The sequence below is a fragment of the Actinomycetota bacterium genome (assembly GCA_036280995.1).
In the GTDB taxonomy this organism is placed as follows: domain Bacteria; phylum Actinomycetota; class CALGFH01; order CALGFH01; family CALGFH01; genus CALGFH01.
In genome coordinates this window covers 1-11532 of record DASUPQ010000824.1, presented here as the reverse complement: position 1 = coordinate 11532, position 11532 = coordinate 1, and the positions used below count along the sequence as shown (strand labels likewise).

At 75.1% G+C, this 11532-nt stretch carries 14 protein-coding genes; 4 read left to right on the top strand and 10 right to left on the bottom strand.

Annotation, left to right across the window (positions count from 1 at the left end; all coding sequences use genetic code 11):
• Nucleotides 1–519 (top strand): OB-fold nucleic acid binding domain-containing protein (locus VF468_27480; GenBank protein ID HEX5882028.1); only part of this gene is annotated, 519 nt, incomplete at its 5' end.
• Nucleotides 520–595: 76 nt separating this feature from the next.
• Entirely contained in the window at nucleotides 596–1378 is a 783-nt protein-coding gene (locus VF468_27475) for a hypothetical protein (protein HEX5882027.1), read from the top strand.
• 51 nt (nucleotides 1379–1429) lie between these two features.
• On the opposite strand, the gene VF468_27470 is transcribed toward VF468_27475, so the two are convergent.
• The 3 genes from VF468_27470 to VF468_27460 form a co-directional block, all read right to left on the bottom strand.
• On the bottom strand, nucleotides 1430–2353 hold the full coding sequence (locus VF468_27470) for a TIGR01777 family oxidoreductase (protein HEX5882026.1): 924 nt from the start codon (nucleotides 2351–2353) through the stop codon (nucleotides 1430–1432).
• Between the two features lie 73 nt (nucleotides 2354–2426).
• Entirely contained in the window at nucleotides 2427–3899 is a 1473-nt protein-coding gene (locus VF468_27465) for an SPFH domain-containing protein (protein HEX5882025.1), read from the bottom strand.
• A 22-nt stretch (nucleotides 3900–3921) separates the two neighbouring features.
• Nucleotides 3922–4131, bottom strand: a complete 210-nt coding sequence (locus VF468_27460; protein ID HEX5882024.1) for a hypothetical protein — start codon at nucleotides 4129–4131, stop codon at nucleotides 3922–3924.
• A gap of 172 nt (nucleotides 4132–4303) precedes the next feature.
• Between VF468_27460 and VF468_27455 the strand changes: the two genes are divergently transcribed.
• The gene (locus tag VF468_27455) at nucleotides 4304–5080 is read left to right on the top strand and encodes a methyltransferase domain-containing protein (protein HEX5882023.1); all 777 of its coding nucleotides are present in this window, start codon (nucleotides 4304–4306) and stop codon (nucleotides 5078–5080) included.
• Nucleotides 5081–5180: 100 nt separating this feature from the next.
• Here VF468_27455 and VF468_27450 read toward each other — a convergent pair whose 3' ends face one another.
• The 7 genes from VF468_27450 to VF468_27420 form a co-directional block, all read right to left on the bottom strand.
• Nucleotides 5181–5669, bottom strand: a complete 489-nt coding sequence (locus VF468_27450) for a VOC family protein (protein HEX5882022.1) — start codon at nucleotides 5667–5669, stop codon at nucleotides 5181–5183.
• Nucleotides 5670–5874: 205 nt separating this feature from the next.
• Nucleotides 5875–6666 (bottom strand): bifunctional DNA-formamidopyrimidine glycosylase/DNA-(apurinic or apyrimidinic site) lyase, encoded by a 792-nt coding sequence (mutM, locus tag VF468_27445; protein HEX5882021.1) that lies wholly within the window; start codon nucleotides 6664–6666, stop codon nucleotides 5875–5877.
• 9 nt (nucleotides 6667–6675) lie between these two features.
• Nucleotides 6676–7146, bottom strand: a complete 471-nt coding sequence (locus VF468_27440) for an NUDIX domain-containing protein (GenBank protein HEX5882020.1) — start codon at nucleotides 7144–7146, stop codon at nucleotides 6676–6678.
• A 40-nt stretch (nucleotides 7147–7186) separates the two neighbouring features.
• Nucleotides 7187–8536, bottom strand: a complete 1350-nt coding sequence (locus VF468_27435) for a TldD/PmbA family protein (protein ID HEX5882019.1) — start codon at nucleotides 8534–8536, stop codon at nucleotides 7187–7189.
• Complete coding sequence (locus VF468_27430) at nucleotides 8533–9981, bottom strand: TldD/PmbA family protein (GenBank protein HEX5882018.1); 1449 nt, start codon at nucleotides 9979–9981, stop codon at nucleotides 8533–8535. The genes VF468_27435 and VF468_27430 overlap by 4 nt, the downstream gene beginning before the upstream one ends.
• Nucleotides 9982–10018: 37 nt before the next feature.
• Entirely contained in the window at nucleotides 10019–10711 is a 693-nt protein-coding gene (locus tag VF468_27425) for a UdgX family uracil-DNA binding protein (protein HEX5882017.1), read from the bottom strand.
• Nucleotides 10712–10793: 82 nt separating this feature from the next.
• On the bottom strand, nucleotides 10794–10958 hold the full coding sequence (locus VF468_27420; GenBank protein HEX5882016.1) for a hypothetical protein: 165 nt from the start codon (nucleotides 10956–10958) through the stop codon (nucleotides 10794–10796).
• 357 nt (nucleotides 10959–11315) lie between these two features.
• On the opposite strand from VF468_27420, the gene VF468_27415 reads away from it, so the two are divergent.
• On the top strand, nucleotides 11316–11532 hold a 217-nt coding region (locus tag VF468_27415), incomplete at its 3' end, for a PHP domain-containing protein (protein HEX5882015.1).

Here is an 11532-nt window from a genome sequence, read left to right as displayed (position 1 = left end):
CTGGAGCGGCGGGCGGCGTTGTGGGCGGCCGGGGCCGTCGCCCAGGCCAGGGCGGACCGCCTGCCCGGGACGGCGGTGGGGGCGGAGGCGCCGCGGCTGCCGGGAATGAGCCCGGTCGAGCTGGGCGCGGCCGACCTGTGGGCGACCGGCCTGTCGGGCGACAGCCACCCGGTGCAGTTCGCCCGCCAACGCCTGGACGAGCTCGGCGCCGTCCCCGCCGACGGGCTGGCCGCCGTCCCGGCCGGCGCCAGGGTGCTGGTCGGCGGGGTGGTGACCCACCGTCAGCGCCCGGCCACCGCCGGCGGGACCACCTTCCTGAACATCGAGGACGAGACCGGGCTGGTCAACGTGATCTGCTCCAGGGGTGTCTGGGCCCGCTACCGGCGGGTCGGCCGGACCGCCGCCGCCCTGCTGGTCAGGGGCCGGCTGGAGCGGGCCGAGGGCGTGATCAACGTGGTCGCCGACCAGCTCCGGCCCCTGCCGCTGACCGCCGCCACCCGTTCCCGCGACTTTCGCTAGCGCCATCTGCGCCTGTGCGCAGCGTTTCCACAACACCTCGGCCGGATAGACCTGAACGGACCGAAAGGAGGTCGTGATGGACCGCGACGACGCTGGGATGTCCGACCGCAGCGAAGAGGCACGGCAAGGCGACACCGGCATGATCGGCAGCGAGTCCGAGGAGCCCGGTCCGGGTCGCGACACCTCGCTGACCGAGCCCGACCCGGTCGCGGCCGGCGCCGAACAGCCCAGGACCACCGTCGCCATGTCCGAGGGAGACCCGATGGCCACCCGGCTCGGCTCCCACGTCGAGGGCGCCGGGATGATCGGCTACGACGTGGCCGCCGCCGAAGAGGGCGCCACCCAGGCGACCCCGACCGAGGATCGCCCCGGCTACGAGACCGAGCGGTCCGGCTACGAGGCGGAGCGGCCCGTCGGCGACGCCCCGACGGCCACGGCTCCCGTGGCCGCCACGGCCCCGCTCGCCGACGAGCGCGACCCCGGCCTGGCCGCCGAGCCGGTCGTCGACCAGACGGCGTACGAGCGGGTCGAGGACGCGGGGCCGTCCGACCGCGCGGGCTACGCCGACGAGCCGGTGGCCTCTGGACGCCCCGCCTTCGCGACCGAGGACGCGGGCGCCCCCGACCGCTCGGCCGTCGCCGCCGACGATCCGGCCCGCTTCGGCGCCGGCGACGCCATGGCCGGGTACCAGGAGGAGCCGCAGCGGATGGACCGGCCCGGTGGCGGCGGGTCGCTGTTCACCGACGAGGAGCCGGAGCGGCTCGACCGCCCCGGCCCGGAGGAGCCAGGCGTCCAGGAGGGCGTCTACGACCAGGAGACCGACCGGGCCAGGCAGCAGCGCCCGTCCGACGGGCGCTAGCCACCGAACGGCACCCGGGGGCGGCCGCGTGGCCGCCCCCGGGCCGTGTCCCTATCCGGGGCGGCCCAGGGTGTGGCGGAGGGCCGCTTCCAGCTCGGGGAACCGGAAGCGGTAGCCGGTCTCCAGGAGGCGGGCCGGACGGGCGCGCTGGCTGACGAGCAGGAACTCGTCGGCCGTCTCGCCCAGCACCAGCCGCAGGGCGAACGCCGGGGCGTGCAGGACGGCCGGGCGGTGGAGGACCCGGGCCAGGGTGGCGGTGAACTCGGCGTTGGTCACCGGGTTGGGGGCGACGTTGTTGACCGGCCCGTCCAGGCCGTCGTGGGTCAGGGCGTGGAGGTAGGCGCCGGCGATGTCGTCGAGCGAGGTCCAGCTCAGCCACTGGCGGCCCGACCCGAAGCGGCCGCCCACCCCAAGGCGGAACATCAGCGCCTGCTTGGGCAGGCCGGCCCCGGCGGCGTCCTGGACGGGACCGGTGCGCATGTGCACGACCCGCAGCCCGGCCTCCCTGGCCGGGCCGGCGGCTGCCTCCCACTGGCGCACCAGGTCGGCCAGGAACCCCTCGCCGCCGCTGCTCGACTCGGTGAGCACCTCGTCGCCCCGGTCGCCGTAGAACCCGACCCCGGACGCGCACACCAGCACCCGAGGCCCCTCGGACCCCCCGTCCCCCCGGGCCAGGCCGGCCAGGGTCTCGGCGACCAGCCTGGTGCCCTGGACCCGGCTCTGGAGGAGGTCCCGCTTGACCTTCCCGGTCCAGCGCAGGTGCTCCCCGATGTTGGCGGCGGCCAGGTGGACGACCGCATCCGCCTTGGCCAGCGCGTCGGGATCGAGCTCGCCGGCCGCCGGGTCCCAGCGGACCTGGTCGGGGGCGCTCGGGGCCGAGCGGGTCAGGCGCAGCACCTCGTGGCCCTCGGCGTGCAGGCGCCGCACCAGGGCCGTGCCGATCAGCCCCGACGCCCCGGTGACCGCCACCAGCATCCCGACACCTCCCTCCTCGCCCGCGGACAGGAACCAGTCCTATCTTCGCGGACCGCCGCCCCGGCGGTTGCGGTCAGGAGGTGCGGTCCCGGGGCGCGGCGCCGGGCGCCTGGAGCGCGTCGCGGTCGCCGGGCTCGGCCTTGGCCCCGTTGCCGCCGCCGGCCAGGAGGTTGCGGGCCAGCTGGAGGCCGGCCACCCCCTGGCTGAGGGCCGCGGCCAGCGCCTCGGACAGGCCCTGGGCGCCGTTGAGGATGATCATCTGGTCGACCGAGCCGAACGGCTTGGCCGCGGCCTCCACGATCGCCGGCCACTTCTCGGCCAGCTGCTGGCCGATCACGGCGTCCTGGTTCTCGGCCAGGGCGTCGGCCCGGGCCTTGATCGCCTCGGCCTCGGCCATGCCCCTGGCCTGCACGGCCTCGCCCTCGGCCCGGCCCCTGGCCGCGGTCGCGGCCGCCTCGGCCTCGCCGATGAGCCGGGTCGACTCGGACCGGGCGATGGCGTCGACCCGCACCCGCTCGGCCTCGGCGACCGCCTCCAGGCGGACCCGCTCGGCCGAGGCCTTGGCGTGCAGCTCGACCTCCTGACGTTCGGCCTCGGCCCCGGCGATGCGGGCGTCGCGGGACGCCTTGGCCAGGGTCACCGACTCATAGGCCTTGGCGTCGGCCGGCTTGCGGATGCTGGCCTGGAGGCGCTGCTCCTCGCGCTGGGCCTCCAGCTCGGCCACCTTGGTCTCCTCGACGACCACGTGCTGGCGGGCCGAGGCGTCGGCCAGCGGCCCGGCCTGCTGCGACTCGGCCGAGGCCTTGTCGATCTCGGCCTGGTAGCCGGCCTGCTTGATCATGCTCTCGCGCCTGGCCTCGGCCTTGAGGGCGTCGGCGCCCTGCTCGGCGGTGGTCGCCTCCCGGTCGGCGTGGGCCTGGGCGATGCGCGCCTCCCGGGCCACGGCGGCCGCGTGCGGCAGGGCCAGGTTGCGGATGTAGCCGGTCGGGTCGTGGATCTCCTGCACCTGGAGCGAGTCGACGATCAGCCCGAGCTTCTCCATCTCCGACCCCGACGACTGGCGGGTCAGGGAGGTGAGCTTCTCGCGGTCGCGGATCATCTCCTCGACGGTCATGTTGCCGACGATCGCCCGCAGGTGGCCGGCGAACACGTTGTGCACCCGGGCGTCCATCTGCTGCTGCTGGTCGAGGAAGCGGCGGGCCGCGTTGGCGATCGAGACGTAGTCGTCGCCGACCTTGAAGATGACGACGCCCTGGATGCCGAGCGGGATGCCCTGGTGGGTGACGCACTCGATCGACAGCGGGGCCTCGCGCAGGTCGAGCGACAGCCGCCGGACCGTCTGGATGCCGGGCAGCACCAGGGTGCCCTTGCCGGTGACGATGCGGAAGCCCATGCTCTCGCCGGCGCCCTCGGGCGAGGAGTGCTCGCGCAGGCCGGAGATCACCAGGGCCTCGTTGGGCTCGGCGACCCGCCACATGAGCTTGAAGATCGCGAACAGGACGACCAAGCCGACGACAACGCCACCGGCAAGGATCAGGGGGTCCATTGCTCAGCCTTTCCACGCAGCCCTACATGGGGCTGACCACGACGGTCCGTGGCGGGAAGTACTCGATCACGACGACGCGGGTGCCGGTCGAGATCGTGTCCTGGGTGTCGGCGGCATAGGCGTTGAAGGCCTCGCTGCCGCCGCGGATGGAGATCATGACCTCGCCGACCTGTTCGGGCGCGATCGTGCCGGTCACGCGTCCGACCTTCCCGATCACCTGCTGGTCGGCCAACCGGGTCCCCATTTCCGTCCGTCTCGTCGGGCCGCTTCCCGTCATCGGTATCTTGCCGCATCTCGGCCTTCCGGTGTGATCCGGTGTGATGGAATTGCGACCTGCCGGCCGGCGCCGGCCTCCCAGGTGATATCGGCCGCCGGCGTTGACGGCCGCCGGGCCGGCGGCTTGGATGGCGGCCGTGGACGCCTGGGACCCGGGACGGTACGAGCGGTTCGCCGACGAGCGGGCCGCGCCCTTCCACGACCTGCTGTCGCTGGTCCGGCCCGTGCCCGGCGGCCGGGTGGTCGACCTCGGCTGCGGCGGCGGCGAGCTCACCGCCCAGCTCCACCGCCGCCTCGAGGCCGGCGAGACGCTGGGCCTGGACAGCTCGCCGGCCATGCTGGAGCGGGCGGTCGCCCTGGCCGGCGACGGCCTCCGGTTCGAGCAGGGCGACATCGCCGACTTCACCGAGGGCGGCTGGGACGTCGTCTTCTCCAATGCCGCCCTGCACTGGCTGCCCGACCAGGAGGGGCTGCTCGGGCGGCTGGTCGCCGGCCTGGGCGAGGGTGGCCAGCTGGCCGTGCAGATGCCGGCCAACCACGACCATCCCTCCCACGTCGTCGCCGCCGAGGTCGCGGGCACCGAGCCGTTCCGGACGGCCCTCGGCGGCTACCGCCGCCAGTCGCCGGTCCAGGCCCCGGAGTGGTACGCGGACCTGCTCGACCGCCTCGGCCTCGCCCCCCAGCACGTCCGGCTCCAGGTCTACCTCCACCACCTGGCCGCCCGCGACGAGGTCGTCGAGTGGGCCCGGGGCACCCTCCTCACCGACTACCAGGCCCGCATGCCGGAGGACCTGTTCGGGGAGTTCCTGGCCACCTACCGGGCCCGGCTCGTCCCGCGGCTGGAGGACAGCCGCCCGTACCGGTACCCGTTCAAGCGCCTCCTGTTCTGGGGCCGCCGCGGGTAGGGAGTCCGGGCCCCATGCCGTCACCCGACACGGGGCTCGGGCCACAGAGGGCCAACGCTCGGATCAGCGATGCGCCGACGCGCTCCTGAGCCACGACCCGCTAGGACGCGTCCAGGCCAGCTGCGAGGCTCGACTGGAGGTACCGCATGGCCTCGGTGTACTTCGGATCCTGGAGGCGCCTGGCCGCCTCGTCAGGAGCAGGCTCCTCGACGCGCTCCTGGATCCACCAGATGTTCCCCAGTGGGTCGCGGACGCGCCCCACCCGGTCGCCCCAGGCCAGCTCGGTCAGCCGGGTCACCACCGTGGCGCCGGCCGCCACCGCCCGGCGGAACACGGCGTCGCCGTCCTCGACGTACAGGCGCAGCAGACCTGGTGTGGCGACCGGGAACGGCGAGTCGAACATCATGATGATCGAGTCGCCGATCCGCGCCTCGGCGTGCCCGATCGCGCCGCCCTCCACCTCGACCAGGCCGATCTCCTCGGCGTCGAAGGCCTGCGTGATGAACTCCAGCAGGCGCCGGGTGTCGCTGGTGACGACCCAGGGCGTGACGGTCCCATAGCCGTCGGGGATCGGCTGCGGCTTGGTCATCGTCGCTCCCTTCGCGGAGGCGGGTTCGGCGGACCTCGGTGGCGGCCTGGCCTGATCGTCAGGTCGCTTCGATCTCCCGATCCTCGCATGGCACCGGCACATCGCTTGGCCGGTGCGGCTCATCGTCGGCGCCGTCACCGCCCGGGGAGAGCGGCGCCATCGCGGCCGCCGTTCGCGTAGGGGTCTTCGTCCGAACCCCCGACCCCTAGCGCCGCTGGCAGACCGGGCAGAACGTGGTCCCGCGACCCGCGAGGTGGACCTTGCGCAGGGGGGTGGCGCAGCGGGGGCAGGGGTGGCCGGCCTGGCCGTAGGCGATGAGGAAGTCGGCGTTGCGACCGCTCTCGCCGTTGACCATGCGGTAGTCGCGGAAGGTGGTGCCTTCGCGGTCGATGGCCTCGGTCAGGACGCGGCGGATGGCGCCGTGGAGGGCGAGGGCGCGGCGCGGGCCGACCCGGCGGGAGGAGGGGTGGATACGGGACAGCCACAGGGCCTCGTCGGCGTAGATGTTGCCGACCCCGGCCACCGGCCGCTGGCTCAGCAGGTAGGCCTTGACCGGGGCGCGGGTGGCGGCCAGGTCGCGGGCGAAGCGGCGGGGGTCGAACTCCTCCGACAGGGGCTCGGGCCCGAGCCGGGCCAGGGTCGGCAGCGGCCCGTAGGCGCCGGCCTCGACCACGGCCAGGCCGCCGAACCGGCGCACGTCCCGGAAGACCAGCTCGCGGCCGTCGTCCAGGGCGATCCGGGCCCGGGCGTAGGCGTCGGCCACGCCGAAGTGGAGCACGCCGGTCATGCCCAGGTGCAGCACCAGCTCCAGGCCCTGGTCGAGCGGGCAGAGCAGGAACTTGCCCCGGCGCCCGACCCCCTCGACCGTCCGGCCACACAGCCGGTCGGGGGCGTGGAAGCGCCGCTGGGTGTCGGCCCAGACGCCGAGCACCCGCCGGCCCCGCAGCTCGGGTTCGAGCTGGCGGCGGACGGACTCGACCTCGGGAAGCTCCGGCATCCCCCCAGCCTACTGTGGCCGGGCCACAGGAGGCGGCGGGGGAGGGAGGTCGTCGGGAACCGGCGCCCCGTCGGGCCAGCAGCCGATCCCGGCCAGGAACCCGGCCAGGCCGGGCGACAGCAGATAGCCGGGAAGCTGGCCGAGCTCGACCAGGCGGGCGTCGGCGGCGTCGCCGTCGGCCACGGGCACGGCGTCGTCGGCCAGCTCCGCCCAGAGGTCGACGATCAGGAAGTGGTAGCCCTCGCCGATCCGCTCCACGACCCCGGCGATCTCGCCGACGGCGGCCTCCAGGCCGGTCTCCTCCCGCAGCTCCCTGGCCGCCGCGGCGGCGATCGTCTCGCCCCCCTCGACCCGCCCGCCCGGCAGCGACCAGTGGCCCTTGTGGGGCGGGCTGCCCCGCTCGACCAGCAGCAGCCGGCCACGGCGGTCCCGGGCCACCAGCCCGACCGCCACCACCGGCCGGGGCGGCTCCTCACCCATGCCGCCATGGTCCCACGTCGGCGCCGAGGCGCAGTAGCGGCTAGAACGTGGTCGCGCTGGAGAACGCGAACCGGTCGATGGCCAGGGCGGGGGCGCGGGCGGCGCCGTAGCCGTCTTCGGTGGCCATCTCCGTCTCGGCGCCGACGGCGCGGACCGACGAGAGGGCCTCCAGGATCGACTGGGTGAAGCGGAGGTTGCGGACGGCGCCGACGACCCGGCCGTCCTCGACCCAGAAGGTGCCGTCGCGGGTCATGCCGGTGATGGTGGTGTCCATCAGGTTGACCAGGTTGGTGTAGTGGAAGCGGGTGACCAGCAGGCCCCGCTCCAGGCCGGCGACCAGGTCCGCCTGGGGGGTCTGGCCGGGCAGGAGGGAGAGGTGCATCGGCAGGGCGCCCTCGGCCGACGGGGCCGGGAGGCCGTGGCCGGTGGGCTCGACCCCGTGGCCGGTGGCGGCCCGGAAGTCGTAGACGAGGCTGGCCGCCACCCCCTCGTCGATCAGGGTGACGCGGCGCTTGGGGACGCCCTCGAAGTCGAAGCCGACGCCGATGGTGTCGGCGGCGGTGGCGTCGTCGACGATCGTGACCAGGGGCGAGCAGACCCGCTGGCCGAGGCGGCCGACCAGGAAGCTGCGGCCCTCGTCGTACGCCTTGGCCCCGAAGCCCAGCCAGCCCAGCCACTGGACCATGACCGAGGCCGCGTTGGGCTCCAGCACCACCGGGTAGGTGCCGGGGGCGAGCTCGCGCGGCTCGCGGCTGTCCATGGCCTTGCGGGCGGCCCGCTCGCCGAGGGTGGCGACGTCCAGGTCGGCCAGGGCCGGCTCGGTCCCCTCGGCCCAGCCGGTGCCGGACCCGGCGTCGACCAGGATCGAGAAGCCGGCCCCGGTGGTCGCCCCCGCGGCCCGGACCCCGCGGGTGTTGGCCAGGGCGATCTCCAGCTCGCGGGTCTCGCAGGCCCCGGCCGCGGCCACTCCCGCCGGGAGCCGGCGGAGCACCCCCGCGACCAGCCCGGCCCTGGTCGCCGGGTCGGCGCCGGCGGTCGCCTCGTCGTGGCGGCCGGCCTCGGGGTAGGCGGTGGCCGGGCCGGGCATGCCCGGGTAGCCGGGGTCGGGGGGCATCGTCCGGGCCACCTCGGCGGCCCGCCCGGCCGTGGCCCGCACCGCCGCCGGGTCGGCGGCGTGGACGGTGGCCGTCCCCACCCGGTTGCCGTCGACCACCACCCGGACCCGGACCCACAGGTCCTCGCGCCAGGCCGACTGGTGGATGCGGCTGGCGGCGAACCGGGTCAGGCCGCCGGCCTGCCGGTACACCAGCGCCTCGACGTCGTCGGCGCCCCCGGTCCCGAGGGCGGCCTCGGCCACCTCCAGCAGCCGCTCGGACCCGAACGCCGTCACCGCCCCACCCCGCCGACGTGCACGTCGCGGAACCGGGCCGGGGCGGCCCCGTGGCCGACCCGGGCGTTCTGGTAGGGCTGGCCCTTGCCGCAGTTCGGCACCCCCCACACGACCCACTCCCCGGGCCCGCAGACGGCGTCCAGCGACCCCCAGAGCTCGGTCGTGCGCCCGTCGTAGGTGGCGTTGCGGTACAGCCGGCCCAGGCGCCCGCCCCGGATCTCCCAGGCCGCCTCGACCCCGAACTGGAAGTTGACCCGCCGGTCGTCGATCGACCAGGACCGGTTGACGCTCAGCAGCACGCCGTCGGCGGTGTCGGCGACCAGCTCGTCGAGGGTGCCCTGACCGGGCTCCAGGTGGACGTTGGTCATGCGGATCAGGGGCATGGCCCCCCACCCGTCGGCCCGCATGGCCCCGCCCGACCCGGCGCCGTCGGTGGTGGTCTCCCGGCTGGTCAGGAACCCGGCGACCACGCCCTCGGCGACCAGCGGCGACCGCTGGGCGGGGACCCCCTCGTCGTCGAAGGCGAAGGTGCCCAGCCCGCCCGGGGTGGTCGCGTCGGCCGTGACCGACATGGCCGGCGAGCCGTAGCGCAGCCGCCCCAGGTCACCCGGGCCGACGAACGAGGTGCCGGCGTAGGCGGCCTCCATGCCGAGGATCCGGTCCAGCTCCAGCGGGTGCCCGACCGACTCGTGCACCTGGAGCGAGAGCTGCTGGCCGTCCAGGATCACCGTGGTCACCCGTTCGGGGAGCACGGGAGCGGCCAGGAGCTGGACCGCCTCGGCGGCCACCCGGGGGGCGTTGCCGACCAGATCGGCCGCCTCGACCACCTCCCAGCCGCCGGCCTGGAACTGGCCCCGGAACGAGTTCGGCCAGCTGCGCTGCTGGAGGTCGCCGCCGCCGGTGGCGGTGGCCTCGATGCCGGCCCCGGTCTGGGTGACCGTCTGGTCGACGCGGGTGCCCTCGGTGGACCAGAGCACGGTGCGGCGGCGCCACAGGTCGACGGTGCCCTTGGCGTGGGCCACCCCGGCCACCGACCGCTGGGCGTCGCAGGCGGCCAGCAGCAGGTCGACCCGCTCGGCCAGGGGGACGGCGAAGGGGTCGCGCCCCACCGGGGTCGACCAGCTGGCCACCGCCGGCTCGGCCGGGGCCAGCCGCACCGGCTCGCCGCCCGTGGCCGCCGACGCCCTCGCCACCTCGACCGCCCGCCCGGCCAGGGCCCGGGCCCGCGCCGGGTCGAGCACGGCGCTGGCCGCGAACCCCCAGCACCCGTCGACCAGCACCCGGACCCCGAGCCCGCTGGACTCCTCGGCCTCCAGATTGTCGACCCGCCCGTCGACCACGGTGAGCCCCTCGGTCTCCTCCCGCACCCAGCGGACGTCGGCGTAGCCCGCCCCGGCCGCCACCGCCGCCTCCAGGGCCAGCTCGGTCAGCTCCTCGGGCTCCATCGCCCTCCTTCCCGCTCCGCCAGGAGCGGAGGAGATCCTACTGGACCTTCGGCTCGGTCTCGGGGGGCTGGCGGGGGGCGGAGCCCCCGGCATCTGCCAGCTCCTCGGCGACCACGGCCAGGTCGGCGACGAAGCCCTTGTAGGCCAGGACACGGGCCTCCTCGTCGGGGGCGCGGAGGATGGAGGAGGGGTGGACGGTGGCCAGGACCCGGGGGGCGAGGTCGGAGTCGAGGAACTCGCCCCGCTGGCGGCTGACCCGGAACGAGCTGCCCAGCAGGGCCTGGGCGGCGGTCGCGCCCAGCAGGACGAGCACCCGGGGCTGGACCACGGCCAGCTCCGACTCCAGCCAGGGGAAGCAGGCGTGGACCTGCTCGGCGTTGGGCTTCTTGTGCAGGCGGAGCTTGCCCCGGCGCTCGAACTTGAAGTGCTTGACGACGTTGGTCACATACGCCAGCTCGCGGTCGATGCCGGCCTCTTCGAGCGCCTGGTCGAGCATGCGCCCCGCCGGGCCGACGAACGGGCGCCCGGCGCGGTCCTCGCCGTCGCCCGGCTGCTCGCCGACCAGCATCACCTCGGAGCGGGGGGCGCCCTCGCCGAAGACGGTCTGGGTGGCGTCGCGGTACAGGTCGCAGGCCGTGCAGCCGGCCGCGGCCGAGCGGAGGCTGTCCAGGTCGGGCCGCTCGGGGATCAGGTCGCGGGCCGCGCTCGGCGGCCGCTGGCGGGCTGGCATGACGGGGTCCTCGGCTTGACGGCGGGAACACGCTCCGCCAACGGCCCTACCACCCGGCAAGGCCGCCGAAACGCCCGGCCGGCTAGCGCGGGTCGCGCGGGCCCGGCCGCTCCCGGGCGCCCACCTTGGGCCTGGGCCGGCCCACCACCCGCCCCTCAAGACCGGACGTGATCAGCAGCAGGGCCAGCAGCACGACCGGGAAGAGCGCGACGACGGCGAGCATGAGCAGGACATCGACACGAGACATGGAGGCGAGAAGCATGGCGACGAGGTGCACTCGAACCCCTGTTCGAGAGACGACGGGCAAGTGACTCTGGCCCATGGCCACAGAGCCAGGCCCCACCTTCCGATGGGGCTGGTTGACGCGAGGTCAACGTACAACGCTGACGGCAGGGAGGGGTCGACCCGCCGTCAGGAGTTAGCCATCTGTGACCATGCCGAATCGAAGCAACAGCATGGCGTCGTGGTGGCGACGTAACGCAGACATCGCCTCGGCGCACGACGAGAAGGCCGAGCGCCCTCGGAGGCCGGACGGCGGACCTGTATCCCCGTCACAGGATCGGTACCGGACCGGGGCCGTCGGCCGCTGCGCTATCGTCGTCGCATGCCCGGCTTTGACCTGCACACCCACTCGACCTTTTCGGACGGCACCCTCGACCCCGAGCAAGTGGTCGAGCTGGCCGCGACCCGGGACCTGACCGGGATCGCCCTCACCGACCACGACAACACCGGCGGGGTCGAGCGGGCCCAGGCCGCGGCCCGCGGCACCGGCCTGACCGTGCTGCTCGGCTGCGAGCTGTCGGCCGAGCACGACGGCAACC